This is a genomic window from Desulfovibrio sp., from assembly GCF_019424165.1.
Lineage (GTDB): Bacteria > Desulfobacterota > Desulfovibrionia > Desulfovibrionales > Desulfovibrionaceae > Desulfovibrio.
In genome coordinates this window covers 39,751-65,342 of sequence record NZ_JAHZAA010000007.1, presented here as the reverse complement: position 1 = coordinate 65,342, position 25,592 = coordinate 39,751, and the positions used below count along the sequence as shown (strand labels likewise).

The following is a 25,592-nucleotide window of genomic DNA, read 5'->3' as shown; positions in this document are numbered from 1 at the left end:
AGAAAGTCAATTTCAACCGGAGTTCTTAAGCCCCGTATTCGCCAAGGAGAGAGCATGCAGCGACCATATGTTGCACATCTGATGGAAGGCAGGGCACGGTTGCGCCATCCGGCTCTGGCCGATGCTGACGCGCGTGAGACTGCACGAGTCTTGCTGCTGGATGAGGCGGGCGTTTGCGAAGTGCGCCCCGGTACGGAATCCTTGCTGCTGATTATGGATTCCGGTACGGACTTTGCCGCCGTCTGTCTGCGGCTGGAAGAAAAAATTCCGGGGCTTCTGACGCCCAGGGCCGAGGCCGCCGCGGCGCGGAGAGCCGAAAGACGCGCGCGTTTCGCCGCTGCGCAGGGCAAAGGCAAAGGTCGCAAAAAAGAGAGCCGCGGATACGGAGACATGTTGGGAGACGTGCGCCTTCCCGGTTTTTTGCAGGCCTTGGGCAAGGGCAACAGCAAAACCAAGATTATGGGCGTCAGCCCGCGTAAATTTGAGGTACGCACCATGCTTGGCGCGGGCAGCCTGTGTCTTTTGTCCGGGCTGGCCGGGGGCAAGGCCCTGTAGGCCTGCTTTCCAGGAGCCTGAAACAGGCGGGTGCTGCCGGATATGAGGGCAGCGCCGTAGTATCATGCCAAAGATCTGAGGCCGGAGCGCACAGCGTTCCGGCCTCAGATCTTTGCAGTATTATCGCAGTATTATCGGTCAGGCGTCTGCTTTGACGGCTTTTTCCCCTTCAGGGGCGTCTTCCATTTCATGACGTCCGGCCATGAGATTGCGGTGGCCGGAGATGATTTTGGGTATGACATCGGGTTCGGCCAGCGATGTGGTGTCGCCGATATCCTCGTAGCTGTCGCCAGCTATTTTTCGCAGCATGCGGCGTATGATCTTGCCGGATGTGGTTTTGGGCATGCCCTCCACAAACTGTATATATTCCGGCGTCGCCAGAGCGCCGATATCCCTGCGCACGGCCTCGCGCAGCTTGGCGCGCAGGTCTGCGCTCCAGGGGACCTCATCGCGCGTGACCACGTACACATAGATGCCTTCTCCCTTAAGGGCGTGGGGCATGGGAACCACGGCGGCTTCGCCCACCTCGGGGCAGGCGGCCAGCACTGCCTCTATTTCGGCGGTGGAAAGGCGGTGGCCGGAAACGTTGATGGAATCGTCAATGCGGCCAAGTATCCAGAAGTAGCCGTCCTGGTCGATTTCGGCGGCGTCGCCCGAAGAATAGCAGCCGAAGCGCGAAAAGTAGGATTGGTACTTTTCTTCATCATTGAAAACCCCCTGCATCATGCCCGGCCAAGGGCGACGGATCACAAGGTGGCCCGCCTTGCAGTCTGCCTCGGGTTCTTCGCCGTCGCGCGCGGCCGAGCCCATAACGGTGGCGTCAATGCCGGGCAGCGGCTTTGAGGCGGAGCCGGGTTTGAGCTTTGTGGCGTAGGGCATGGGAGCGATCATGGCGCCGCCGGTTTCCGTCTGCCACCACGTATCCACTATGGGCAGTTCGCTGCCGCCGATATGTTTGTGGTACCAGTGCCAGGCTTCAGGATTGATGGGTTCGCCCACGCTGCCGAGAATGCGCAGGCTGCGCAGGTCGTAACGCTCTGTCCACGCTTCGTTCATCCGCATGAGAGAACGGACGACCGTGGGCGCTGTATAAAGGATGTTGACGCGGAAGTTTTCCACAATGCGCCAGTACCTGTCCGGATAGGGCCATGTGGGTATGCCCTCGAACATGAGGGTGGTGGCCCCCAGGGCCAGCGGACCGTATACGCCGTAGGTGTGCCCGGTAATCCATCCGGCGTCGGCTGTGCACCAGTATACGTCGTCATCGCGCATGTCGAAGCACCACTGTGTGGTGTGAGCCGCATAGGTCAGGTAGCCGCCCGTGGAATGCATCACCCCTGTGGGCTTGCCCGTACTCCCGCTGGTGTGCAGCAGAAAGAGCGTATCGTTGGCATCCATAGGTTCGCAGGGAAAGTCGGGGTTAAGGGTAAAATCGTCAATAAGGTCATGCCACCAGATATCGCGGTTGCGTTGCATGTTGACGTTTTCAAGCCCCGCATGCCTGACCACCACCACATGGGCCACAGAGGGGCATTTTTCCAGTATGGGGTCAAGGTTGGCCTTGAGGGGTTTGAACTTGCCGCCGCGCACAGCCGCATCGGCCGTGATGACCACGCGCGCCTTGCAGCCCTGTATGCGGCTGCGCACGCCCCCTTCCGCATAGCCGGAAAAGATGGCCGTGTGTATGGCGCCTATGCGGGCGCAGGCCAGCATGGCAATAAAAAGCTCAGGTATCATTGGCATATACAGGGCAACATGGTCGCCTTTGCGTATGCGAAGTGAGCTCATGGCATGTGCTACACGGCAGACCTCTGTATAAAGCATCTGATAGGTGTAGCAGCGCACATCTGTTTCTTTTTCGCCTTGCCAGATAAGGGCAGCCTTGTTGCGTCTGCCCGAAATCAGGTGTCTGTCGATGCAGTTAAAGGAAGCATTGAGTTTTCCACCGGTAAACCACTGGTATTTATGGTTTGCTTCATCAGCTTCCAGTACTTTGTCCCAGCGTTTGAACCAATGGATCAACTGCGATGCTCGCGCTCCCCAAAAGTCATTGGGGTCTTCCAGAGCGCGGCGGCATAGTGCGTTATACTCTTCCGGGCCGCAAACCCAGGCAGACGTCTTGCCGTGCTCTGGTGGAAGATAGCTGCGATTTTCATTCAACAGTGTCGTGATCCGTTCCTGAGACATGATCCAGCCTCCATAATGCATAAAACAGTAAAATGAAAAGTTAAGACTTTGCCATGATACATGCGTAAAGAGATTTTAAATAACCGTCAAGAGGCAAGTACCTGTTTGTGCTTTCAGTCATAGTTGTGAAAAAAATATCAATATTGCAAAAATTTGATATTTTTTACGGAGGCTGGCTGATTGTAACGCCGTTACAATTGAAGATTTTTTTCACAATATGGGGGCAAAAAAATATAACTTTTTAAAGCAGACACGTGAAAGCGGGCAAAACCTTTTATGCGGAAAATAGTATTTTACTCCGTGCACCGTGGAGCATTGTGCCGTTAGGCAGTGCGGTGGGGCGGAGTGCGTTGCCCGGATGGTCTGAAGGGCCTGGCCAGGAGCAGGAGGTTCAGGTGGGAGGAAGCCGGGAAGTTGCAGCGCAGGGTGGCCGGGAAGGGGATGATGGGCGTGCACTGTGGTTTTTGCAGGCTGGCCGGGGGCCAAAGCCGGTCGGTCTCATTGCGGATGGGACACGCCGGCAGTGACAGGGGCGTCCGGGGTTTGGCCGGTATGCGGGCGGGAATGCCCCGCGATATGGGCCGCGATGCGGATCGGGATACGGGACTGGGATGACGGGCAGTGTTTGCGTCCGGCGGGAGCAGCGCAGCGGCAATGTGGGGCATGGCAGACATCTTGATGGCAACACACCTGCATGGCGTCAGGTGTTCGAGGGTACGCCAATGCCGGGCTGCCTTGTCCGGCGTAAAAAGGGCAGGTAAGCCAACTGCCCGGCAAAAGAAAAAACTGTCCCGTGCGCGGTCGTATACGGATTTTGCGTGGTCCAGCCCTGTTGCGGGATACGTGCCTTCCTGTGCGCGGATTTTTACTCTGCCTCTGGTCCGCCGCCGGGCAGCATGAGGCCGCGATGCAGCAGCAGGGCTGCCAGTTGGGTAACGGGCAGGCCCACAACCGTGCTCCACGAGCCTTCCACCCTGTCCACAAGAAAAGCCCCTTGCCCCTGAATGGCGTAGGCTCCGGCTTTGTCGCACGGCTCGTCTGTGGCCACATAGGCGCGCAGCACAGATTCAGGCCAGGGATGGAAAAAAACACGGCTTGCGTCGCTGAACACCAGTTCTTCCGTTTCGGAGGTGGCGCTCCCCGTCGTGCCGGTTTGCGTTGCGTCTGCTGCCGCCTGTCGTGTGCCGGGCAGCAGCAGGCAGACGGCGCTGATGACTTCATGCCCGCGCCCGGAAAGACGGGTGAGCATGTTCAGCGCATCCTGCCTGTCGCGGGGTTTGCCCAGAATGTCGCTGTCCACGGCGACTACGGTATCGGCAGCCAGAATAATGTTTTTTTCGTGCAGTAAAGATTGCCCCTGACCGGCAAGAAGACCGGCTGCCGCATGGGCTTTGGCAAGGGCCGCGCGCCGCGTATAGGCATCGGGCGATTCTCCGGGGCGGGGCGAAGGCTCTGCCCCGGCAGGGCTGGTCAGCTCAAAGGAAAGGCCCCATTCGGTGAGAAACTGGCGCCGCCGGGGTGAGGCCGAGGCCAGCACAAGCCTGTAGCCAGGGGCCAGAGAAAAAAGAGCGGAGCGTGGGGTGCGGTTTTCTGCCATGTTACTGTCTGTACTTATACGCGGGTTGTACCGGGCTGCCCCGGTTGAAGGCGTGAGCGGAGGTTTTATGCCTTGCTGGCGGCCGGGGCGTGACGGAGCACTTCGTGGTCCTGCATGTCCAGTACGCGAAAAACGCCGTCCTCATAAAAGCCGTAGCTGCGCGGCGAGCCGCCCTTGGGCAGCGAGAGGGAGCCGGGATTCCAGAAGTGCAGGCCGTCCAGGGTTTCTCCCCTGGGGATGTGGGTATGCCCGCGCAGAATGACCGTGCCGGGCTTCAGACCGGGGCAGGGCGGATTTTCCGGCAGATGATGCCCGTGGCTGGCGAAAATATGCAGCCCGTCAGCTTCAAGCCATGCGGTTTCGGCCACGGGAAAGGGCAGAAGGGTCAGATCCACCTCGGCATCGCAGTTACCGCGTACGGCGCTGACCGGACAGGGCAGGGACGAAAGATCGGGCATTTCGCGCAGAACAGAGGGGGTGTCATACCCCTGGGGCAGGGGGTTGCGCGGACCGTGATAAACAAGGTCGCCCAGAAGCACCAGCAGGTGGGGTTCTGTCTGTCGGGCTTTTTCTATCAGAAAGCGCAGGCTTTCAATGGAGCCGTGCAGGTCCGAGGCAATAAGCAGACGCATCAGGAGCGCTCCCTTGCCTCAGGGTGGCGGGCGTTCCAGGTGGGCCTGTCTTCGGCTTCTTCCACCAGCATGACGGGGATGTCTTCCCGCACGGGGTATACCACCTGACAGGCTGCGCAGGCAAAGCCTGCCACGGCTGTATTTTCTTCCAGGGCCGTGAGGCTGCCAAGGCATTTGGGGCAGGCCAGGATACGCAAAAGTTCTTCTGTATTGATGGGCATATGTATTCCCTTTTCATATGGGCTTGGTTCGTTATGGCCCGACAGTGTAACGTGATGCCCCCCTCAGTTCAAGGCTTGCACCCTATTGATATTTTGCGCTATCAATAACAGTCATCCCTCAAGGTAGTATTTTATGGAACTGGTTGATCTGCATACCCACACCAGGGCGTCCGACGGTACTGACTCTCCGGCGCAATTGATGGCCAAAGCCGCTGAGGCGGGCCTTAAAGCTGTTGCCGTGACAGACCATGATACGCTTGCCGGTCTGGACGAGGCCGCTGCCGCCGGGCGTGAGCTGGGGGTGGAACTCATACGCGGTTGCGAAATTTCCACAAACACAGAACTGGGCGAATTGCATATTCTGGGCCTGTGGCTGCCCGAACAGCCCGACGCCCTGTTGCAACAGCTTGCCTTTTTGCGTGAAAAGCGCGGTGAGCGCAATGAGGGCATTGTGCGCAAGCTGCAAGACCTCGGGCTGGATGTCAGCATGGAGGAAGTGCTGGCTGCGGCCATGGGCGAAAGCGTGGGGCGGCCCCACATTGCCGATGTGCTGCTGCGCAAGGGCTACGCCAAAAACATACGCGAAGTGTTCAAGGAATATCTGGGCAACCACGGCAAGGCCTATCTGCCCAAAGAAGTGCTGGAGCCGGAGGAAATCGTGCGGCTGCTGGCAGACCTTGGCGCTACAGTGAGCCTGGCGCATCCCCTGCTGTGGAAAGCGCCGACCGGCTGGCTTGAAGCGCAGGTAGCACGCCTCAAGGATTGCGGCCTGAACGCCATTGAAGCGTGGCACAGCGAGCATTCAGAAGCGGATGTGCGCACATGTCTGGCCCTGGCCAGGCGCTTTGACCTCGGCATCAGCGGCGGGTCGGACTATCACGGCGTCAACAAGCCCGCCATTCAGCTTGGGCGTGGCTACGGCGGCCTGCGTGTGGGCATTGGCGTGCTGGATGACCTGCGTGAGCGCCGCATAAAAATGGGGCTGCCTGTCTGATTTGCAGCATTACGCTGCGTTGATGCTGTGCTCGCAAGTAGTGTCTCTGCCGCCTGCGCGATGAACTGAAGCCAGTATTTTCATTTTTCTGCCGCCACCCCTCTTGCTCATGCCTTGCGAAAAAATGCCCGGCGCGTTACAGCGGGCATAAGCGCCGTTATACATTTGCCGTATTTTTCCGGCCGGAACCCGCGGCAGGCCGCGCCCACACCGGCCGGTTTCATGCATAGTCTTTACCGGGACATTCGGACATGCGAATTTTACACAAGCAGCAACACGTGCCGCCCCTTGACGGCCCCCGTCTTGAACCTCATCCGTTCCGTACTGCGGGCGCTGCCCCCAACAAAAGCAGCGGTGCGCCGCTGGTTCCCGGCAGCCGCCGCGAACGGGGGCTTGAGGCCCGCCGCGCGGCTCTGGCCGCGGAAGCCCGCGGAAAGGCCGATGCCGCCAATGCTGTGGGTGAAGGCCAGCAGCCAGGCCCCGGCCTTCATGACGCCTTTGAATTCCGGCAGCTCGGCAAGGAAGATTTTGAACAGTTCGAGGCGCTGTTGCGCTATGCTTTTCAGGTAAGCTCGTCCGAGATGGCCCGCATCGGCTGGTCGGAAAAAGAGATGAAACAGTCCAAAAAGCCCATTTTTGAAGCTTCGCACGTGATGGGCTGGTTTTATAAGGGCCGCCTGGCTTCGCAGATCGTCATCTATCCGATGGAAGTGAACGTGCAGGGCGAAATATGCAAGATGGGCGGCATTACGGGGGTGGCTACCTATCCCGAATATACGGGACGCGGCCTCATCCATTCGCTTCTGGGCAAGAGCCTCGAGCACATGCGCGCAGAGCAGCAGATCATTTCCTACCTTTGCCCCTATTCCATTCCCCTGTATCGCAAACATGGCTGGGAAATTGTTTCGGACAAGATGACGTTCACCATCAAGGATACCCAGCTTCCGGCGCGGCGGGCCGTGGATGGCCTGATAGAACGTGTGGATATCGAAAATGAAGACCTGCACAGGGTCTACAAATATTTTGCCCTGCAAGAGCACGGCGCGCTCATACGCGGCGCACTGGAGTGGGAAGAATACTGGCGATGGGATTCGGATGACGTTATGGCGGCGGTGTACTACGGCGCTGACCGCAAGCCGCTGGGCTACGTTGTGTACTACATTGAAAACGAAGTTTTCAGCATCAAGGAGATGGTCTACCTGAATCAGGAGGCCAAGTCCGGCATCTGGAACTACATCAGCGCGCATTTTTCCATGATTACCAGGGTCGAGGGCGTCAACTACACGGGCGAGGCCATTGCCTTTCAGTTTGAAGACAGTGAGATTGACGAGACCATCCAGCCTTACGGCATGGCCCGCATAGTGGACGTGCAGCGTTTTATGGAATTTTACCCCTACCAGTTCAGCGACCCCAGGCTTACGCTGGAATTTGAAGTCAGGGACCCCATTGCCCCCTGGAATAACGGCATCTTCCATATGAGCTGGCAGGAGGGAGAGGCCGTTTGCGAGCAGGTCTCCACATTCCGTTCAGGCCACCGCATCGGTCTGGATATCCAGACACTGACCACTATGTTTATGGGGTACAAGCGGCCGACATATCTCTATAACAATGACCGCATTGATATGGACTATCACCTGCTCAAGACTCTTGAGGCGCTGATTCCGCCGGACAAACCCTATTTTTCAGACTATTTTTGATATTTGAGGGCATGTATAAGAGCATTTTTTTGCTAACGATATATGTTCTCAAAACTTCACGGCGCGCACTATGGTGTGCGCCTTTTTTATGGCTGTGTCTTTAAAGCAGCTTGCTTTTGAGAACATATAGTTTCAATGGTTGATATACGTCAGATTCGGCGCTAACAGCGCAAATAACTTACGCTTGCGCCTTTACGGTGGGCATCTGCTCACGCAGCCGCCAGAGCCATTTTCAACGTGAAGATGTTTTAATGCTGCGCTGTGCGCGCTTGCAGATGCGCGCTGTAGCCTTGCAGGGGCTTTGGGCCAGCCAGCGGGCGCAGACGTCCTGCACCCATGCGGGCTGCGATTTGGCTGCATCGTTGAGCCAGTTGCCCACGCTGTCCTGCACGTAAACTGCCGGGTCTGCGTGCAACGGCTCCAGCACGGGCAGGGCAAGGGCCGGGGCCTGTTTGAGCTTTTCCATATGACTGCACCAGACCCCGCGCGGACGTATGCTTTCGCAGGCAAAGCGGCGCACCCGTTCCGAGGGATCGGTGGTCCACTGAACAAGGTGCGCCACGGCAGGTTCAAGATGCTCTGTAATATGCGGGCGCAAGGCCATCCATGCCCATTCCCGCACGCCAAAATGACCGTCGTCGGCCAGGGGACGCATGTTTTCAAGCCGTTCTTCTATGCTCAGGCCCGGAATAAGCGCCTGGGCGAAGCAGCCCCAGCCGCGCACGGTGTCTGAAGTGTGCGTTGTGACCTGATCCAGGGCGTCCGGCCCAAGGGTTGCATATACCAGATCCGCAGCCAGGCGCATGCGCTTGGAAATGCCTTGGGCTGCCATTTTTTGCAGGGCTGCCACTCCCTCTGCGGGGACGGACGGCAGGGCCGCCGCCATGAGGGCGGCAAAGTCCACGGCAAGGGCTTCGCCCAGATTGCTTGAGGCGGCCTGCCCGCTGTTGAGCAGGTGTACTCTGTGACTGTCTGTTGTCGTCATATTTTTCCTGGCAGGTTGGGGGGAGGGGATGGCTTCGCGCGGCGGTGTGTACCCGTGAAGGCCGCAAGGGCGGCCAGCGCTGAGCGCTGGATGTGCTCGCCATGCGACTGCGTTGTATAGCGCCGGAGCATTTGCTGCTGAAATGCTCCGGCGGTGCAAAAAGTGGAGCGATGACGCCGGACCTTGCGAGGGCGGATCTGCCCGGCGCGCATGGGTACGCCCGGCGTCGGGTGAGGGCGCTTTACGGCGAAACCGCCCTACACCTGGATGGCTGATTCAAAAAAGGTCCGGTAGGCCCGCACCGTGGTGTGCAGGTCGGCGCAGCTTGCCAGCTCAAAGGGGCTGTGCATGGACAGGACCGCAGGGCCGAGGTCAATGACATGCATGCCGTAGGCGGCCAGAAAAAGAGCCACCGTGCCGCCGCCGCCGTGGTCCACGCGGCCCAGCTCCGCCGCCTGCCAGGGGATGTTTTTACTGTTATAAAGAGTGCGCAGCGCGCCGAAAAATTCCGCATCGGCCTCGCTGGCTCCATATTTGCCGCGCGAGCCTGTGAACTTGGAAAAGCAGGGGCCGTAACCCATCTGGGCGGCGTTCTGCTTTTCGTGCACTTCCTGAAAATCGGGGTCCAGGGCTGCCTGCACGTCGGCGGACAGGGCGCGGGTTTCCATAAAAACACGGGATGCCGGTAAGTCCGGCGCCCAGACGCGGGCCAGATCCTCCACGCAGTACTGCAAAAAGCGCGAGGCCGCGCCGGTGGCCCCGTCCGAACCGATTTCTTCCTTGTCCCAGAAAATGACGGCCATACTCCGGCCTGTGGCTTCGGCCTCCAGCAGAGCTTCAAGAGCCGTGAACACGCAGATGCGGTCATCCTGCCCGTAGCCGCCCACCAGGGCCTTGTCAAAGCCCACAAAGCGGGCCGGGCCAGCGGGAACGGCCTGAAGTTCGGCTGTGATCAGGTCTTCTTCGGTAATGCCGTATTTTTTGTTCAGGATTTCCAGAAGCTGCGCCTTTACCGGTTCTTTGGGGGCGTCTTCTTTTTTGCCTTTGCCTGCGGCCTTGGGGCTGTGCCCAAGAATGATATTGAGCTTTTCGGCTTCAAACGCATCGCTGACGGTCTGGGTAACCTGCTTCTGGGCCAGATGGGGCAGCAGGTCGGCAATGCAGAACACAGGTTCCCCGGCTTTTTCGCCAATGGTAACCTCAATGACAGAGCCGTCGCCGCGTACCACCACGCCATGCAGCGCCAGAGGGCGCGCCAGCCACTGATACTTGCGTATGCCACCGTAATAGTGCGTTTTTGCCTGGGCAACGCCGGGCTGTTCAATGAGCGGGCGCTGTTTGAAGTCCAGACGCGGTGTGTCGGTGTGGGCGGCAATGAGGGCAAGGCCCTGTTCCAGCGGCAGCGTGCCGCGCCTTGCCGCAAAAATGGCTTTGCCGCGCATGGGCCGCATGACGCGGTCAGCAGTGAAGTCTTCAGTATAGCCGTGTTCCGCCAGGCGCTGGCGTACATAGTTCACGGTTTCTCGCTCGGTTTTGCAATGCGTAAGAAAATCCATATAGCGGACAGCCAGGGCTTCCATTTCTTTGCGCGTCTTGGCATCCGCGCCTTCCCAGGCGTTTTGGGGTTTGTAGGCCAGAGTCTTTTCCATGCTGTTTTCCTTTACGGTCTGCCTGGGCGGCAGGCCTGTCATTTTTGCGGTCAGTACCGCCTATATAATCTCTTTTGCGGCCAAAGCCAGAGCCTCGCGCAGCACGCGCAGCAGCGCGGGTCTGTCCTCGGCGGTCAGGGTGCGCGGGTCAAGGCAGAAGCAGTCGTCTTCCAGCCGTCCTATGAGGGGCGGGTCTGTACGCAGAAGGGCCGCCTTGAGAGCTGTTGCACTGCAATTTTCAGGCTTGAGGCACACAAGTGTCGTCGGCAGGTCGTACTGCGGAAACGCCCCGCCGCCCACGCGCGAAACATCGGGCCGCAGGCTTACAAGGCAGGGTGTCGACGGGTCGGCAAATCCCTTGCGCAGCGCTGCGGCCAAGGCGCGGGCCGCGCGGGCCAGTTCTTCGGCCGGGCGGCAGATCATGCGCAGGGTGGGAATTTTTTGACGGGCTTTTTCAGGGTCAAGATAGAGGCGCAGTGTGGCCTCAAGTGCGGCCAGGCAGAGTTTGTCGCAGCGCAGGGCGCGGGTGAGCGGATTGCGCTTGAGTGTGTCGATCATGTCCTTACGCCCTGCGATAATGCCCGCCTGCGGGCCACCAAGCACCTTGTCGCCGGAAAATGTGGCGATGTCTGCCCCTTGTGCCAGCACCGAGGGGACGGTTGGCTCATCGGGCAGCCCGCAGGAAGAAAAGTCTGTCAGGCTGCCGCTGCCAAGGTCTTCAATAAGGGGCAGATCATGCCGTCGCGCCAACGTTGCCAGTTCGGGCAGCGGCACGGCGGAATGAAAGCCCACAATGCGGTAGTTTGACGTGTGCACCCGCATGAGGGCGCGGGTGTTTTCGTTTATGGCCGCGCTGTAGTCGTGTAGGTGGGTGCGGTTGGTAGCTCCCACCTCGCGCAACATGGCTCCGCTTTTTTCCATCACTTCGGGGATGCGGAAGCTGCCGCCGATTTCCACCAGTTCGCCGCGTGAAACAACCACTTCGCCGCCTTTGCAGAAGGTGTCCAGCACCAGAAGCACGGCAGCGGCGTTATTGTTGACCACAAGGGCGGCCTCCGCACCGGTCAGGCGGCACAGCAGGTCTTCAACCAGGGCGTGGCGGCTGCCCCGGCCGCCGCTTTGCATGTCCAGCTCCAGATTGCAATAGCCGGTGGCGGCGGTAATGACCGCTTCACGCGCTTCTTTGGCAAGCACGGAGCGCCCCATATTGGTATGCACCACCACGCCGGTAGCGTTGAGCGCCGCCCGGAAGCGGCTGCGCAGGCCTGTACGTACATGTGTCATGAGTTCGGGCAGGCAGGCGTCAAGGGTCAGTTGTTCGGTTTTTTTGTAATGCCCTTCGCGTATTTCGTGGCGCTTTTTGTCCCAGAATTCTGTTATAAGGTCGCGCATCAGGCCGCGTGGGGCTTCCACCAGGGTAGGGTCGGTCTGGCCGAGGGCCGTAAGGCACAGATCCACCGCGGGAATGGAGCGGAAGAGATTATTCATGGGGGGGTCTCCCGTATGCGTCGGCTGCGGGCAAAAGGTGGCGGGGAAAAAGGCTGAAAAATTCGGCCAGCAGGTAGAGCGAGCCTGTGACCAGTACCGGGCGGTTGTTGCCGTCGGCCCGGGCGCAGTCGGCGGCCTGGGCCAGTGCCTGCGCAAGACTGTTGCACGCACCCTGCGTGGATTCCGCCGTGGCCGGTACGGCCAGGGCCGTGGCCGGGGGAATGGCATTGAAAAATGCGGCAATATCGCGCACATCGGCGGCCCGGGGATTATGCAGGGCCGGTATAAAAACGGGCGTATGCCCGAGTGCTTTTTTGAGCATGCCCGCAACGGAATGCCAGTCTTTATCCCCCAGACAGGAAAAAACAGCGGCAGCGGGCCGCACGTCTGCTTGCCGCAGGGCGGTGATCAGAGCGGCCATGCCATGCGGATTGTGCGCGCCGTCCAGCAGCAGGGGGGGCAGGCCGTCTGTGGCGGGAATGGCCTGTAGACGGCCGGGTACAAAAGCGCGGGCCAGGCCCTGCTGTTGCAGCGCGGCATCAGCGGGATTTTTACCCAGCATGGGAGCCAGCCGCCGCCATGCTGTGAGGGCCAGAGCAGCATTGTCACGCTGGTGAGGCCCTGCAAGCCCCGGCACGAAAGGATCTTCAAGGGCATCGGCCCAGATGAGCGGAGCCTCGCAGGCGGCAGCGGTATTTTCAAGCACGCTGGCGGCCTGCGGAAACTGCCTGGCTGCGCAGACCGGCACATTCCGGCGGATGGCCCCTGCCTTGTCCTTTGCGATGGCGGCAAGGTCTGCGCCGAGCACATCCTTGTGATCCATAGCTATGGGGGTAAAGCAGGTCAGGTCCGCGCTGACGGCCGTGGTGGCATCGTAGCTGCCGCCGAGCCCGGCTTCCAGTATGGCCACATCAACCTGTTCTTCTTTGAAAGCCAGCAGAGCCAGCACCGTAAGAAATTCAAAATAGGTCAGTTCCGGCACGGCATTCATGATTTTATCTGCCTGTGAAGGCCACCGGTCTTGCGGCCAGGGGCGGCCATCAATGCGGATGCGCTCCGTGGGGCAGACAAAGTGCGGCGAGGTGTACAGACCCGTGCGCAGCCCGTGGGATTGGCAAAGAGCGGAAAGAAAGGCCGCGGTGGAGCCTTTGCCGTTGGTACCCAGAATCTGCACCGTCACAAAAGGAGGGCGGGTAAGGCCGAGATGGGACAGGGCGCGCCGCATACGGTCAAGGCCCATGTCCATATGGAAAAGCCCCAGGCCGTCAAGGTGGCGCTGAATCTGGGAAAAATCGCTGAAAAAGTGCTTCATGCACAGTACGGTAACGCAAAGGCGTGCAACTGTCAGCGTTTTAGAGAGGTTCAATCCTGAAGCGCCGTCGGGTGGATGCGCCGCCCGCCGCAAAAGACCATCTACCGCAGTTGGCTGTCCTTGCTGCCGCGCCGGTTGTAAAGAGAAACGGCCTGTTGCTCCTTGTCGGCTTCCTGCTGGCAGACGATGCAGAGGCGTACGCCGGGGAGGGCGTCGCGCCGGGCCTGGGGTATTTCTTCGCCGCATTCCTCACAGTGGCTCAGACTTTCGCCTTTGGGCAGGTTGCGCCGGGCGCGGGCAACCTCATCGTTGATGGAGTCCTGAATCTGGTCCTGTACCGCACCGTCACCGGTCCAACCGCTTGCCATGGCGTTCTCCTTTGTCTTTTTTACAGCCTGCTGTGGCGGTAGTGTCAGTGCCGCCACAGTAGGCCGGACAGGGGTAAAATGGAAGTGCCGCGGCGCGGCACAAGTACCTGGAACAGGGCTTGTAGCAACGGCGTGATGCGCGCCCGGCATGGGTGGGCTGATTTTTCGACGCAGCGCGGCCACTGCCATGCTGGGAAAGCAGGCAGGCGTGCAGTAAAAAAATATGATTGTGTGCTCAATGAAGTTTACTCCCGTTCAGATTGGGAGTATAAAAATATGTGAAAAAAATAACAAATCCTGCGGCAGCATTACGGCCGCCACAGGAAATGCTGATACCCTAGGAGGTTATCATGTGGGATGAAAGTTGCAATTATGACACTGTTCAGGAAATACGCGTCAAGACGACGGTTTATCTCGGCGTGGGTGCCATCAACAAGATTGACGATATTCTGGCCCAGATGAAGCACGAAGGCATATCGTCCATTCTCTGTGTCAGCGGCGGCCGTTCTTACAAGGTGACCGGAGCGTGGGACAAGGTTGAGGCCGCGGCCAAAAAGCATGGCATCACGCTGGCGCTGTATAACCGCGTTACCCCCAACCCCACAACAGACAGCGTGGACGAAGCCGCCGAGCTGGGGCGCACCATCAACGCGGGCGCAGTCATCTGCATAGGCGGCGGCAGCCCCATCGACTGTGGCAAGAGCGCGGCCATTCTGCTGGCCAACCCCGGCAAGACCGGCGAAGATATCTACTGCTTCCGCTTTACGCCGGAAAAGGCTTTGCCCATCATTGCCATCAACCTGACACACGGCACAGGCAGCGAAGTGAACCGTTTTGCCGTAGCCACAGTCACCAAGCTCAACTACAAGCCCGCCATTGCCTACGACTGCATCTATCCCCGCTTTGCCATTGACGATCCGGCATTGATGACCGGTCTGTCCGAAGATCAGACCAGATATGTTTCCATTGATGCGGTCAATCATGTGGTGGAGGCCGCCACCACAACGGTTTCCAATCCCTTTGCCGTGAACCTGGCCAAAGAAACCATCCGCCTTGTACATGGCTGGCTGCCCAAGGCTCTGGAAAATCCCACCGATCTCAAAGCCCGCTACGAACTCAGCCTTGCCGCTCTTCAGGCTGGCGTGGCCTTTGACAACGGGCTGTTGCACTTTACTCACGCGCTTGAGCACCCCCTGAGCGCCGTAAGCCCGGATTTGTCTCACGGGCTGGGGCTGGCAGTGCTGTTACCAGCGGTCATCAAGGAGTGCTACGCCGCACGGGCTGGTGTGCTGGCCTATATTTTGGAACCCATCGCGCCCGGCCTTGCAGGTGTGCCAGAAGAGGCTGACGCGGCCGCCAAGGCAGTGGAGCAGTGGCTTTTTGGCCTGGGCGTGACCCAGAAGCTTCAGGACCTGGGCGTAAGCGAAGCTGATGTGGACAAGTTCTGCGACCTGGTGGAGCAGACGCCATCCCTGGGCCTGCTGCTTTCCGTGGCTCCAGTAAAGGCCACGCGCGAGCATGTTGCCCGCATCTATATGAACTCTTTGCGGCCCATGGCCTAGGGGCTCCAGGTAGTCTTTTTATCCTGTATCTGTGACAAAGTGGGGTTTGGCTTCAGTCAAATACCGTAAAGGTAAACGCCTGTTGCCAAAACCCCACTTTTCATTGTTCCTGGAGCAAACTTGTTTGGTTAAAAGCTGTTCCTAGTCCGGTAGCTGGATGTCTGTCTGGTATCCTGCGGCCATGCATTGTGCGATAAGGTCGCCGGAGCCGTCGAAAACCTTTATGTCATAATTCTGTATGCGTTGCCCGCGGCGTACCACGTGGGCTTCAGCCACCAGAGGGCCGCTTTTGCCGGGCCGCAGGAATTCGATGGTGGTGGAAAGGCTGACCACTCCCGTATCTTTACCCGCATTGGCTGCCGCCCCGAAGGCTACGTCCGCCAGAGCAAAGATAGCTCCACCGTGGGCGCAGCCCATACCGTTTCTGTGGTTTTCGGTAAGGGGCATGCTCACCCGGGCGAATTCAGGGCTGGCGCTTTCAATGGTCATTTGCAGGTATTGCATGAGCTTGTCGTGTTTTGCGACATAGTTTTTCATAAAATCTCCAATGTTGCCAAAAACAAGCCGGAAGCCAAAGGCTTCCGGCACAGTGTCTACAAACGTGTATCCGCCAGTGCGGTATGATTATTCTACTCTACCTGCTGAATGCCGTCCAGCTTCCAGCTGCCGCCCTGGACTGGGCGCATGAAGTGCCATACTTCGCGAACAGTGGACGGAGCCTGCTGGTCCGGGCTTTCGCGCAGCAGCACATCAAAGAAGACCTGGGCAAACTGCTCGTTGCCTTCATTTTCCACGCCAAGCAACTGCGCGTTCACCAGCAATATTTCGGTATTGCTCGGGCTGGGGTCGGCATCCATCTGTTCACGAACAGCGTGCTGTACCGCAGCGCTGGTGAACTGGGCGATGTCGTCCATATCGCGCTTGTCCCAGGAATTTTGCAGGCGGGTATACGCCATTTTGGCTCCGCGCAAAAATTCATCCGCATCAAATCCTTCGGGCATGGGAATATTGGGTCCGGCGGCCGCATGGGCTGCCGCCCCCTGGCCATTGCCGCGCAACACGTCCCAGCCGTTGGCCCCGGCAGATTCACGCTGCATGCCCTGCATACGGTCGTTGTAGCCGTCGGCGTGCTGCCCGTGCGCCCCTGCCGTTGCAGAAGCCTGCCGGTTGCGGAAACGGGCAAAAAGCTTGAGGCCCAGAAAAGCCAGCAGGCCGATAAGGATAATGTCCATAAAGCCGCCGCCGGCAAAGCCGTGGCCGCCCAGCAGGGAACCGATCAGCGTACCGGCCAGAAGGCCGCCGAAAAGGCCGCCCATGCCGCCGAACATGCCCGCGCGAGGGGCCTGGGGCGCGGCTTGGGCCTGAGCCGAGGGCTGGCGCGCAGCGCTGGGCGTATCCTGCCGCATGGCAGGTTTTTGCGCGGGCGTGCTCATAAAAGGTTTGCTGCCGAACGAACGTCCACCGCCCATGCGGGCGGCTTCGGCGCAATCAGGCATGGCAAGCATGATGGAACAGCAGAGAAAAAACGCAGCGGTCAGAAAGGCACTCAATTTCATGAACAGCTCCCGGGAGGGGGTTGTTGGTTGCAGGGTGCGCTGGACGCACGGTCTGATCAGCCTTTCTGACTATAAACATTGTGACAAAAAAGGCAAGAGCGCAAAATCAACTTTGCTGAAAATAGGAAGCATAAAAGGTGTATAGTGAAAATAAAACATTGCAATACTAAAAAATAAATGAATTCTGCAATGTTAAAAAATGCTATTTTACATCAAAATAGTAAAAATAATTATGATAAAAATTTATAGTGCATTCATAAATAGTATTAGTTTTATTTATTTTTCTGTGAGTATAATGGTAAGGATATTTTTATCTTAATTTTAAGGTTTTGATTTATGGTTATTATGTTGTTGGTTTGGATTTTCGTGTGCACTGTTGTTTTCAATAATAAAATAATTACAATAGAAAATATTGCCATGCACTGCAATTTTTACTCGAAACAACTGCTATGTTTTACCTGTAGTGCATGTTTTTCATGATATTGCCATGCAACATTCGTGTTGTGCGCACAAGCTTCTGGCGACAATGATGCCAATCACAATGCGGGCATCTGTACAGGTATTTGAGGCCACGGCTGTTCGGGCAGGGCAGTCAGCAGACTGCTTGCAGTGGGATGCGCCAGGCTCTCCTGAAGCGTCTGCCTCAGGAGAGCCTGAGCAATGGCGGCAATGGGGCCGGATGTTGCCCCGGATCAGCGTTTGCGGGCATCGGCGGCGCCGTCCACATAAAGCCAGAATACCGCCCCAAGGTTGAGGGCTTTGGGCTGGCCGTCAGGGCCTTTGAGGGGATCGCCGGGGGCTGTGGCTATGCAGTACCACCAGCCGGGCTGATTGAGAACAAAGGAAAACTGCCCTGCCTTGTCGGAGCGGGCCGCCATTTCTTCATGCCACTGCGTGGGAACTGTGCGCTTTTCAGTGTTGATTCTGGACATGCACACAGAGGCGTTTGCCAAAGGTTTGCCGTGCAGCAGAACCACGCCGGAGAAAAGGGCAGGGGCGGTAAGCCCGAAAGGACGGACAAGGGGCTGGATTTCAAAGGTCTGGCCCACGGGCTGGTCCCATCCCCGTTCCACGCCGTATACGGGCAGCATTGCCTTGACGTAGTGTTGCAGGAACTGCCCGTGAGTCGCATCCCACCAGGGGCGGCCTTCAATGATAAACTGGTACAGGCCGGGATGGGCAAGGGCCACGTTTGCTCCCCATGCCTTCTGGTCGAGATAGCCTATCTCTTCCACATCGCCGAGAAGGTCGCGCCGCTCGGGCTGGATGAGGCCGTCCTTGACGGGACTGGCATTGTCGTAGCGCAATGCGGCGAAAAGCTGGGGCATATCCATGACTAGCCCCTGATTCTGAAAGGGCCGCATCATGGTGATAAGCACATCCACCTGCTCATCAATGGCAGGCAGTTCGGGAGCGGGAGGCGGAGCCTGTGTCTCTTCCGCAGGCTGTGCGGCGGCCTGTCCGGCAGTTGTAGCCGTATTTTGTCCGGCGTTCTGTTCCGCAGCGGGGGGAGCGGTCTGTCCCTGGGCCGGAGCCGTGGGCTGGGGGGCCGTTTTTGCAGGCGCAGTCTTGCTTTTGCCTGTGTCCGTATTCTTTTCTGTTTTGGCGGCGGCTTGCTTGGCTTCTTGCTTTTTGTCGTCGCGTTTGCCTGCGGGCTCGGCCTTTTCTGTTTTGGCCGGAGCCTCAATGCTGGGCTGGCTCGGAACGAGCAGGGTTACCTGCGCCCCGGCGGAAGCTGCCGTGAGGCCGCAAAGGGCAGCTATGCACACTGTGGCGGAAAAAATGACGGCCGCTGTGCGCGGCAGTGTATACAAAAAAGAAATGCGCGGCATGAATGCTCCTGCTTTGCCGGAAAAGGCTGCCTGGCTGGCCGGGCATACGAATTCGGGCTTTTTTATTGGCGCAAGCATAGCAGAACGCCCCGGCATTGTCATGTGGCCGGGGCAGGGCCTTCCGGCATCTGGCCTCACGGCTTGCCCAGGGGACCTGTCGGCTGATCCGGCTGGGCTGCCGGGTCCTTCGGGGTGCGCGCCGCCACAAGAATGTCCACCCGTGCGGCTCCGGCATGGCGCAGGGCGCGGCAGGCGGCACGCAGGGTGCTGCCGGTGGTCATCACGTCGTCCACCAGCCATAAACAGCGATCTTTAACCTCGGGCGAGGAAGCAAAACTGTGCCGTACGTTATCTGGCCGTGCACGGGCATCGAGGCCTATCTGCGCCGGGCCGGGCCGCGTGCGGCGCAACAGGCCCGGCGTGAGTTCAAGTCCGGTCTGTGCGCTCAATGCCCTGGCAAGTTCGTGCGCCTGATTGTAGCCCCTGTGGCGCAGGTGGTCGGGGTATTGTGGAACAGCCACCAGGGCGTCGGGGCGGGGCAGGCAGCGGGCGGCTTCTTGCAGGAAGGCGCCGAGCAGGGGGGCCAGGTAGAGATGCCCGTCAAACTTGAGCCGCAGAAGCACATGGCGCAATGCCGCTTTGTAGAGGCCATGAAAGGCCGCGCCGGACCACGGGGGCGGAGTTGTAAGGCAATGTCCGCACAGGCTGCCCTTTTGCAGGTGAGGCTGAATGTCAGCTTCAGGCGAAGGAGCGGAGGGCAGGCCGCACAACGGGCAGCGCGGCCCTGTATACGGGGCCAGCAGGACGCGGCACTGCGGACACAGAGGAGCCAGCGGGCCGGAAATGTCCGGCACTGCGGCAGTGTGCTGGGAAAAGGATGAAGTTTCTTTGCCGGGCGTGAAGGGGCGCAGACAGTGAAAGCAGCGTGCCTGGGTAAAGCCCAGAAAGCGGGCTGCCGCCGTAAGGCCCATACCCATCCGTGCAGTCATGCCCGGTTTGCCGGACATGCTGCCTGGTCGGCCGCTGGTTTCACCAGTTTGCATAACGAAAACGAAACGATCGGCCCGGCGTTACGTTACAGATGATGGCCTGTCTGTGCCGCAGCCCTTGCCGGGGTGGGAGTCCGAAACATAGCCCGGCACCTTGCCCGCCATCAGGCGACAGCCCCAGTCGTGGCCCCAGGCGTGCAGGGCGGCGCGCACCGCGGGGCGTTCTTCAAGGTCCTTGCCTTTTTCCAGTCCTCGCAGCAACCGCGTTTCGCTGATCGTCGCATTGAGCGGGGAAAGAAAATAGCGCAGGGTAAGCAGAGAACCGGTAAAAAGCTGCTTGCCCCGGGGCCTGCCTGCCACAAGACTGACAAGGGCGGGCTTGACCGGGGGGCGAGGCATGGACGACCTGCCCGAGGGCGCGTGGTTCTGTGCAGCCCAAAAGCGCTGCGTGCGGTCGATGAGCGCCTTGAAATGCGCAGGCAGGGCGTAAAAATAAATGGGTGCAGAGATAAAAAGCAGCGGCGCGGACTCGATGAGGGTGAAGATTTCCTCGGCTCTGTCCAGCCTGCCATCACAGTTTTTGCCTGCCAGGGTGCAATGATGCGGGGGGGCGGTACAGCCGCCACAGTCGATACAGCCGTCAAAAGCATAGTCGCGCAACGGCACAAGCTGCAGTTCGGCCCCGGCTTCAGCCACGCCTGCGGCAACAAGATGTGCCACGGCATCTGAAACGCCGCCGGGGCGCGGGCTGCAAAGAAGTGCCACAGGATTGCTCATGGTCTGAACTCACCGCAAAAAGGGTTGTTGGCGGCTTCATCGCCTATTTTGGTGGCGGGGCCGTGACCGGGGTAAGCGACAGTTTCGGCGGGCAGCTTGAACAGCACGTCCCGCACGGAGTGCAGCAGCGTGTCATGGTCGCCGCCGGGAAAGTCCGTGCGGCCGATGGAGCGATAAAACAGGGCGTCTCCCGTAAAGACCACCTGCTCTTCGGGGAAATACAATGAAACGCCACCCGGGGTGTGGCCGGGGGTTTCCAGCACTTCACAGTCCATGCCGCCCATGCTTGTCTTGCCGAGGGGCATGGGGCTGCTTTTGAAATCGGGTACCGGAGGAAACCCCCATATGCCGCCTTTGCCCGATTCGGTGTCGGCAAGGCTGTCGTCACCTTGCGGCAGGTACACGGGCGCGCCCGTGGTGGCGGCCAGTTCGGCCACGCCGTACATATGGTCAAAATGACGGTGGGTTATGCATACGGCATCCAGAGTGAGCTGGTGGTTTTTCAGGTATTCGAGCATGGGCGCGGGGTCGCCGCCCACGTCAACAGCTACGGCCCTGGTGTCGTTATGGATAAGGTAGCTGTTGGTCTGCAGCGGGCCAAGGGGAAAAACGGCAACGGCCATGATGAGTTCCTTATGCGTATGAATCTGCTCGCAGGAATGGGTATACCCATTTCAGCAGTGCGGTGTGTATCTTTCGGCTACCAGATATTAACCTCTTCGCTTTCACTGGGCAAGTGTTGCCTGTGGTAGCAGCAGGAGCCGGGTGAAGCAATACCAATCTGAAACTGCCCCGGCGGCTGCGAGAGTGCGCGATAGCTGCTCCCGCAGAGGATTTTGACGCCAGACATGTATATTCCGGCACGTTCCGCCGTGAGGAGCCACGTTTTTACAGGCCGTAACGCGCGGGCGCATTGATCAGTTTTTTTCAGTGCCGATATAGAGGCCGGTTTTCATGATATTTTCTAGACAAGCGGCCACCAGCGAACTACACTTCAAGGATGAAACAGAATTTTCAGCCCGAAGGGGATACGCAGCACATGGCACAGCATACAACGCGCAAAAAAGCCGGAGCAGGCCGCAAGGCGGCCGGCCGTCCCGTTGAGGGGCAGGATTCGCGCACTGCGGCGAACAGCGTGGAAACGGCAGCCGTTCAAGACGTGCCGTCAAATGTGCCGGAAACCGCCCCCGGGCGGACTGAAGCGCCGGGCGGCGCGGCGTACCCCGAATGGGCCGGGCGGCTGGAAAGCTCGTGGGATGTTCCGGTCCGGGACGGAGCCGTGCAGGGCAGCGAGTATTCCGGTCAACGGGATGTGCGCAAGCTGGCCCGTGAAGATCTCATGGAAATGGAAGGACTGTTGTGCAGGCAACTGGCAACCTTTTTTTCTTTCAGCGGGCATGCCCTGTATTTTCCCAGAAGCCAGGCTTCAGATGAGCCACAACTGCTGGCGCGTGAACGCAAATTGCTTTTGCCCCTGATCTGGAAAGAGCAGCTTTTGGGCATGGTCATGCTGCATGGTGTTCGCGCTCGCGAGGTGCGTCCCCTGCTGGAGATTTTGCCCGCCATTACCGGGCTGATTCTTGAAAATCTGGCTCGCGCCAAGGCCGTGCGCACGGATGCGGTTACCGGGCTTGCTACGGAGGAAAGCCTTTTTGCCCGAATGGAGGGCGAGGCTGAAAGAGTGCGGGCACACCTTGAAGAACCTTCTGCCCCTGAGGGGCTTGCCGCGCCCATGCACCGCATGTGTATGGGCATTGTGCTTTTGCGCATGAATAACGGCCCGGATGTGGTGCGGCGGCACGGCTTTGCCTTTGCCGAAAACTTTATGCGCAAGTTTGCCGATGCCTGCCGCTCGGTTCTGCCGTCTGACGTGCTGGCCGCGCGGGTGGGGCGGCACGAGCTGGCCCTGCTGCTTTCGGCCAGCGGGCGGGGGGCGTGCCACAAACTGGCCCGCGCGGTGCTTGCGCGTATGGAGGCCGAACGTCCGGTTTCGCCGTTGACCAGACAGGTCGTGCACGCGCGTCTGTGTGCCGGGCACGCCCTGTATCCGCAAGACATGCAGGGCGCTGAAATGGGCCTTGGCATGTATGAACAGGCGCGCCTGCTTATGGCTCGCGCCAGATTGGCAGCCGATGTGGCAGGCCAGACCGCCGCTGCGGCCGAAGCCGCCGGAGCTGACGGAACCCGCGCCGGAGAAAGTCGCATCATGCCCTTTGCCCGTATCCTGCAAGAAGGCGGGCTGGTGCTTGAGCGTCTCCCGCTGGGCCGTTTGCGTATCAGCCTCGGGCGTCAGGCCAAAGCGCGTGAAGGCATGCGCTTTGCGGTCTGGAGTACGGATGTAGACCACAAGCCGCGCTATAAGGGCGAGGCAGTGCTGCTGCGCGTGGGCGACAGGGATTCTGTGGCTGAAATTCTGCATCTGGCGGACGCGGCCCTTCTGCCGATGCCGGGCGACAGTCTGGCACTTCTTGGGCAAAGCCCCGTGCTCAGCCCGGATCTGGACGGGCATGACCCGTCTCTGAGTATTCCCGGTGTGCAGGAAGCCCTGTTGACGCCGCCCGCCGCACCCACGCGTCAGGCGGAGGGGCGTGGCGAACCTGCCGATGCGTCTGGCCATGCAGCCGACGCGGCGGCAAACCCGGATGCGTTCCCGCAGGCCGCCGTGCCTACCCAGGCTGCGTTTTGTTCCACCGGATCTGCCGAACGCTCCGGAGCCGTCGGCAATTCTGAAAGCCCGCGGGCGGAGATGCGCGCCGTGTCGTTTCCCGCAGTGGCGGCCAGCGACTCAACAGCGCCAGATGCTGAACAAAAAGAAGGAGCAGACGCTTCCTCTGCGAAAAGCCCCCGATGCGGCCTGTGCGGGCATGGCGACTTTCTTAACCGTTTTGCGCATGACAGCGAACGTTGCGCCCGTTTTGTGCTGGCAATTGTGCGGCTGGAAAATGCCGAAGGTCATGCCCCGGCCACGGCCCTGCGCCTGTGGGGAAAACTTTTGCACAAACTCGCTCCTGCCGCCGGGCAGGCTGAGCCGCTGGCTGGTTTGTACGGCAGCAACAGCCTGATATTTTTTCACCCCGGTGTTGAAACGCCGGATGTTGCCGGGCTGTATGAACGCTTGTGCGCAGATCTGAAAAAAGAAGGATTTGATGCCGCGGCCGGTCTGGCAGCTTTTCCCTTTCTGCAGTACCGCAAGGCAGAAATGCCGGATTGCGCCCTCAAGGCTCTGGAATACGCCCTTCTTCTGCCGCAGCCACGTGTCGGCATATGCAATTCCCTGGCGCTCAACATCAGCGCCGACAGGCGTTACAGCCTGGGCGACGTGTTCGGCGCTCTGGAAGAGTACAAGCTTGCCCTGCTGGCGGACAAAGCCAATGTGATGGCCTGGAACTCTCTTGGCGTGTGCATGGCGGCCCTGGGGCGGGGGCATGAGGCCCGACGCTATTTTCTCGAAGCCCTGCGGCACAATCCCGATGCGGGCGTGGCCAAACAGATCTACTACAATCTTGGCAATATCTGCCAGAGCCTGGGAGAGCGCCGCGCCGCGGCCCGCTACTACCGGCAGTGCGCCAAGGTCGCGCCTGACCACCTTTTTGCGCATATCCGGCTGGGGCAGCTTTGTGAGCAGGGCGGCAGAAGGGCCGAAGCCCGACGCTACTATGAGCTGGCGGCGGCCATTGAAGACGCTTCGCCCGGCAGACCGGGCGTGGCCCGGCGGCATCTGGCCCGCGTGGCAGCCCGCCAGCGGCGGGGAGGCGAGGCCCGCGAGCTTCTGCATGAGGCCCTGTTGCGCAACCCGCAGGATGCGGCGTCCATGCTGCTGCTGGCAAATATCTATCTGGACGGCAACGAAGACCCGGCCGTGGCTGAACTGCTGGCGCGTAAAAGCGCTGGCCTGCATGACAGGCCGGAGGCCTGGCAGACGCTGGCGCGTGCCTTGCGCGCCCTTGACCGGGAGGATGAGGCCCGGTTGGCCGAAGCCAGAGCAGTGCTCGGCTGAGTAAAAAACATAGGTTGATGATTGCACACAGCCGCCCGATAATGGGCGGCTGTTATCGTGTGGGCCGTTGGCGTTCTCATGGAGTACAAAGATGGCGGAGGGCGTTGGCTGGGCCTCTTTGTGACATTGACTTTCATTTTCATATGAGGCAGCATCCGTGCATTCACTACCACCAGCCGACAGCGGCTTACAGGAATGCCATGACACCTTCGCAAATTGTTTCTGCCTTGAACTCTCTTATTTCCATCCGCCAGCCAGCTTTTTTATGGGGCGCGCCGGGCGTGGGAAAAAGTCAGATAGTGGCCCAGGTGGCAGAGTCCAGGGGCGTAGCCTTGCGCGATATCCGCGCCGTGCTGCTTGACCCTGTGGATCTGCGCGGCCTGCCGCGCATTACCGAACAGGGGCTTTCTGTATGGTGTCCCCCGGCATTTTTGCCCACGCCTGCAGATCCGGAAGAAGGCATAATTTTTCTGGATGAGCTGAACGCCGCGCCGCCACTTGTGCAGGCCGCCTGTTACCAGCTTATTCTGGATCGGGCCATTGGCGAATACCGCCTGCCTGACGGATGGGCCATTGTGGCTGCGGGCAACCGCGAAAAGGACAAGGCCGTGTCATACCGCATGCCCTCGGCCCTGGCTAACCGCATGGTGCACCTGGAGTTTGACGCCAACCTGGATGACTGGCTCGCCTGGGCGCAGATGGCGGGCATACGGCCTGAAGTGTGCGCATTTTTGCGTTTCAGGCCTCGTTTGCTGCACGACTTTGACCCGCAAAAATCAGAAAAGGCCTTTGCTTCGCCCCGGTCGTGGGAATTTGTCTCGCGTATTCTTGATGCCGTGCCGGACCAGGATGTGGAATATGAACTTTTTCAGGGTACTGTAGGGGCGGCGGGCGCTGCGGAATTTATGGGCTTTCTTGCTGTATGGCGTGAGCTGCCCACAGTGGAAGAAGTGCTGGCGGCCCCGGCCTCGGCCGCCGTTCCTCTGGAGCCGGCGGCTCTTTATGCCATGTGCGAGGCACTGAGCCTCAGGGCCAACGCCGAAACCATAAACGCGCTTACGGCCTACGCCGAACGGCTGCCCTCGGAATTCGGCGTTTTGCTCATGCGTGACGCCGTGTGCCAGGATACGGAACTTGTGCACACCGAGGCTTTTTCCCGTTGGGCGGAAAAAAACGCTGAAGTGCTGATGTAGC

Annotated in this window: 21 protein-coding genes; 6 read left to right on the top strand and 15 right to left on the bottom strand. The window is 59.5% G+C overall.

Annotated elements, in window-relative coordinates; translation table 11 throughout:
• Positions 1 to 54: 54 nt before the first annotated feature.
• Positions 55 to 555, top strand: coding sequence for a hypothetical protein (locus tag QZ377_RS04620; protein ID WP_291439956.1), 501 nt, complete (start codon positions 55 to 57; stop codon positions 553 to 555).
• Positions 556 to 693: 138 nt separating this feature from the next.
• Here the strand turns inward: QZ377_RS04620 and acs are convergent, their stop codons facing one another.
• The 4 genes from acs to QZ377_RS04600 all read right to left on the bottom strand — a co-directional run bounded on the left by acs (position 694) and on the right by QZ377_RS04600 (position 5,192).
• On the bottom strand, positions 694 to 2,742 hold the full coding sequence (gene acs / locus QZ377_RS04615; RefSeq protein WP_291439954.1) for an acetate--CoA ligase: 2,049 nt from the start codon (positions 2,740 to 2,742) through the stop codon (positions 694 to 696).
• Between the two features lie 865 nt (positions 2,743 to 3,607).
• Entirely contained in the window at positions 3,608 to 4,339 is a 732-nt protein-coding gene (locus QZ377_RS04610; RefSeq protein WP_291439952.1) for a Maf family nucleotide pyrophosphatase, read from the bottom strand.
• 65 nt (positions 4,340 to 4,404) lie between these two features.
• Positions 4,405 to 4,971: a phosphodiesterase gene (gene yfcE, locus QZ377_RS04605; RefSeq protein ID WP_291439950.1), complete on the bottom strand. Its 567-nt coding sequence runs from the start codon at positions 4,969 to 4,971 to the stop codon at positions 4,405 to 4,407.
• Complete coding sequence (locus tag QZ377_RS04600; RefSeq protein WP_291439948.1) at positions 4,971 to 5,192, bottom strand: Trm112 family protein; 222 nt, start codon at positions 5,190 to 5,192, stop codon at positions 4,971 to 4,973. Before QZ377_RS04600 ends, yfcE begins: the two co-directional genes overlap by 1 nt.
• Before the next feature lie 133 nt (positions 5,193 to 5,325).
• On the opposite strand from QZ377_RS04600, the gene QZ377_RS04595 reads away from it, so the two are divergent.
• A complete protein-coding gene (locus QZ377_RS04595) occupies positions 5,326 to 6,186 on the top strand; it encodes a PHP domain-containing protein (protein ID WP_291439946.1) in 861 nt (286 codons plus the stop codon).
• Positions 6,187 to 6,437: 251 nt separating this feature from the next.
• The gene (locus tag QZ377_RS04590; protein ID WP_291439944.1) at positions 6,438 to 7,883 is read left to right on the top strand and encodes a GNAT family N-acetyltransferase; all 1,446 of its coding nucleotides are present in this window, start codon (positions 6,438 to 6,440) and stop codon (positions 7,881 to 7,883) included.
• Between the two features lie 232 nt (positions 7,884 to 8,115).
• Here QZ377_RS04590 and QZ377_RS04585 read toward each other — a convergent pair whose 3' ends face one another.
• From QZ377_RS04585 to QZ377_RS04565, 5 genes are all read right to left on the bottom strand, one after another.
• A complete protein-coding gene (locus QZ377_RS04585) occupies positions 8,116 to 8,868 on the bottom strand; it encodes a DNA alkylation repair protein (protein ID WP_291439942.1) in 753 nt (250 codons plus the stop codon).
• A gap of 257 nt (positions 8,869 to 9,125) precedes the next feature.
• Positions 9,126 to 10,517: an aminopeptidase gene (locus QZ377_RS04580; RefSeq protein ID WP_291439940.1), complete on the bottom strand. Its 1,392-nt coding sequence runs from the start codon at positions 10,515 to 10,517 to the stop codon at positions 9,126 to 9,128.
• A 60-nt stretch (positions 10,518 to 10,577) separates the two neighbouring features.
• Positions 10,578 to 12,005 carry an L-seryl-tRNA(Sec) selenium transferase gene (selA, locus tag QZ377_RS04575; RefSeq protein WP_291439938.1) on the bottom strand — a complete coding sequence of 476 codons (1,428 nt, stop codon included), beginning with the start codon at positions 12,003 to 12,005 and terminating at the stop codon, positions 10,578 to 10,580.
• Complete coding sequence (locus QZ377_RS04570; protein ID WP_291439936.1) at positions 11,998 to 13,317, bottom strand: cyanophycin synthetase; 1,320 nt, start codon at positions 13,315 to 13,317, stop codon at positions 11,998 to 12,000. The genes selA and QZ377_RS04570 overlap by 8 nt, the downstream gene beginning before the upstream one ends.
• 101 nt (positions 13,318 to 13,418) lie before the next feature.
• Positions 13,419 to 13,685, bottom strand: coding sequence for a DksA/TraR family C4-type zinc finger protein (locus tag QZ377_RS04565; protein ID WP_291439934.1), 267 nt, complete (start codon positions 13,683 to 13,685; stop codon positions 13,419 to 13,421).
• Between the two features lie 350 nt (positions 13,686 to 14,035).
• Here QZ377_RS04565 and QZ377_RS04560 point away from each other — a divergent pair, with 350 nt between their 5' ends.
• Complete coding sequence (locus QZ377_RS04560; protein ID WP_291439932.1) at positions 14,036 to 15,247, top strand: iron-containing alcohol dehydrogenase; 1,212 nt, start codon at positions 14,036 to 14,038, stop codon at positions 15,245 to 15,247.
• Positions 15,248 to 15,388: 141 nt separating this feature from the next.
• On the opposite strand, the gene QZ377_RS04555 is transcribed toward QZ377_RS04560, so the two are convergent.
• The 6 genes from QZ377_RS04555 to QZ377_RS04530 all read right to left on the bottom strand — a co-directional run bounded on the left by QZ377_RS04555 (position 15,389) and on the right by QZ377_RS04530 (position 21,024).
• The gene (locus QZ377_RS04555) at positions 15,389 to 15,784 is read right to left on the bottom strand and encodes a PaaI family thioesterase (RefSeq protein ID WP_291439930.1); all 396 of its coding nucleotides are present in this window, start codon (positions 15,782 to 15,784) and stop codon (positions 15,389 to 15,391) included.
• A gap of 92 nt (positions 15,785 to 15,876) precedes the next feature.
• A complete protein-coding gene (locus QZ377_RS04550) occupies positions 15,877 to 16,803 on the bottom strand; it encodes a Tim44-like domain-containing protein (RefSeq protein ID WP_291439928.1) in 927 nt (308 codons plus the stop codon).
• Positions 16,804 to 17,495: 692 nt separating this feature from the next.
• Positions 17,496 to 18,635, bottom strand: a complete 1,140-nt coding sequence (locus tag QZ377_RS04545) for a DUF4198 domain-containing protein (protein WP_291439926.1) — start codon at positions 18,633 to 18,635, stop codon at positions 17,496 to 17,498.
• Between the two features lie 134 nt (positions 18,636 to 18,769).
• Entirely contained in the window at positions 18,770 to 19,642 is an 873-nt protein-coding gene (locus QZ377_RS04540) for a ComF family protein (protein ID WP_291439924.1), read from the bottom strand.
• A gap of 63 nt (positions 19,643 to 19,705) precedes the next feature.
• Positions 19,706 to 20,389: an NAD(P)H-dependent oxidoreductase gene (locus tag QZ377_RS04535; RefSeq protein WP_291439922.1), complete on the bottom strand. Its 684-nt coding sequence runs from the start codon at positions 20,387 to 20,389 to the stop codon at positions 19,706 to 19,708.
• An 8-nt stretch (positions 20,390 to 20,397) separates the two neighbouring features.
• Positions 20,398 to 21,024, bottom strand: coding sequence for an MBL fold metallo-hydrolase (locus tag QZ377_RS04530; RefSeq protein ID WP_291439920.1), 627 nt, complete (start codon positions 21,022 to 21,024; stop codon positions 20,398 to 20,400).
• Between the two features lie 416 nt (positions 21,025 to 21,440).
• Between QZ377_RS04530 and QZ377_RS04525 the strand changes: the two genes are divergently transcribed.
• Positions 21,441 to 24,398: a tetratricopeptide repeat protein gene (locus QZ377_RS04525; RefSeq protein WP_291439918.1), complete on the top strand. Its 2,958-nt coding sequence runs from the start codon at positions 21,441 to 21,443 to the stop codon at positions 24,396 to 24,398.
• Positions 24,399 to 24,598: 200 nt separating this feature from the next.
• Positions 24,599 to 25,591, top strand: a complete 993-nt coding sequence (locus tag QZ377_RS04520) for a MoxR family ATPase (RefSeq protein ID WP_291439916.1) — start codon at positions 24,599 to 24,601, stop codon at positions 25,589 to 25,591.
• The last annotated feature ends 1 nt before the right edge of the window (position 25,592 follow it).

Excerpts from the sequence above, each read along its gene's own strand:
- QZ377_RS04620 (WP_291439956.1), top strand. The coding sequence starts at position 55 with ATGCAGCGACCATATGTTGCACATCTGATGGAAGGCAGGGCACGGTTG.
- acs (WP_291439954.1), bottom strand. The coding sequence starts at position 2,742 with ATGTCTCAGGAACGGATCACGACACTGTTGAATGAAAATCGCAGCTAT.
- QZ377_RS04610 (WP_291439952.1), bottom strand. The coding sequence starts at position 4,339 with ATGGCAGAAAACCGCACCCCACGCTCCGCTCTTTTTTCTCTGGCCCCT.
- yfcE (WP_291439950.1), bottom strand. The coding sequence starts at position 4,971 with ATGCGTCTGCTTATTGCCTCGGACCTGCACGGCTCCATTGAAAGCCTG.
- QZ377_RS04600 (WP_291439948.1), bottom strand. The coding sequence starts at position 5,192 with ATGCCCATCAATACAGAAGAACTTTTGCGTATCCTGGCCTGCCCCAAA.
- QZ377_RS04595 (WP_291439946.1), top strand. The coding sequence starts at position 5,326 with ATGGAACTGGTTGATCTGCATACCCACACCAGGGCGTCCGACGGTACT.
- QZ377_RS04590 (WP_291439944.1), top strand. The coding sequence starts at position 6,438 with ATGCGAATTTTACACAAGCAGCAACACGTGCCGCCCCTTGACGGCCCC.
- QZ377_RS04585 (WP_291439942.1), bottom strand. The coding sequence starts at position 8,868 with ATGACGACAACAGACAGTCACAGAGTACACCTGCTCAACAGCGGGCAG.
- QZ377_RS04580 (WP_291439940.1), bottom strand. The coding sequence starts at position 10,517 with ATGGAAAAGACTCTGGCCTACAAACCCCAAAACGCCTGGGAAGGCGCG.
- selA (WP_291439938.1), bottom strand. The coding sequence starts at position 12,005 with ATGAATAATCTCTTCCGCTCCATTCCCGCGGTGGATCTGTGCCTTACG.
- QZ377_RS04570 (WP_291439936.1), bottom strand. The coding sequence starts at position 13,317 with ATGAAGCACTTTTTCAGCGATTTTTCCCAGATTCAGCGCCACCTTGAC.
- QZ377_RS04565 (WP_291439934.1), bottom strand. The coding sequence starts at position 13,685 with ATGGCAAGCGGTTGGACCGGTGACGGTGCGGTACAGGACCAGATTCAG.
- QZ377_RS04560 (WP_291439932.1), top strand. The coding sequence starts at position 14,036 with ATGTGGGATGAAAGTTGCAATTATGACACTGTTCAGGAAATACGCGTC.
- QZ377_RS04555 (WP_291439930.1), bottom strand. The coding sequence starts at position 15,784 with ATGAAAAACTATGTCGCAAAACACGACAAGCTCATGCAATACCTGCAA.
- QZ377_RS04550 (WP_291439928.1), bottom strand. The coding sequence starts at position 16,803 with ATGAAATTGAGTGCCTTTCTGACCGCTGCGTTTTTTCTCTGCTGTTCC.
- QZ377_RS04545 (WP_291439926.1), bottom strand. The coding sequence starts at position 18,635 with ATGCCGCGCATTTCTTTTTTGTATACACTGCCGCGCACAGCGGCCGTC.
- QZ377_RS04540 (WP_291439924.1), bottom strand. The coding sequence starts at position 19,642 with ATGTCCGGCAAACCGGGCATGACTGCACGGATGGGTATGGGCCTTACG.
- QZ377_RS04530 (WP_291439920.1), bottom strand. The coding sequence starts at position 21,024 with ATGGCCGTTGCCGTTTTTCCCCTTGGCCCGCTGCAGACCAACAGCTAC.
- QZ377_RS04525 (WP_291439918.1), top strand. The coding sequence starts at position 21,441 with ATGGCACAGCATACAACGCGCAAAAAAGCCGGAGCAGGCCGCAAGGCG.
- QZ377_RS04520 (WP_291439916.1), top strand. The coding sequence starts at position 24,599 with ATGACACCTTCGCAAATTGTTTCTGCCTTGAACTCTCTTATTTCCATC.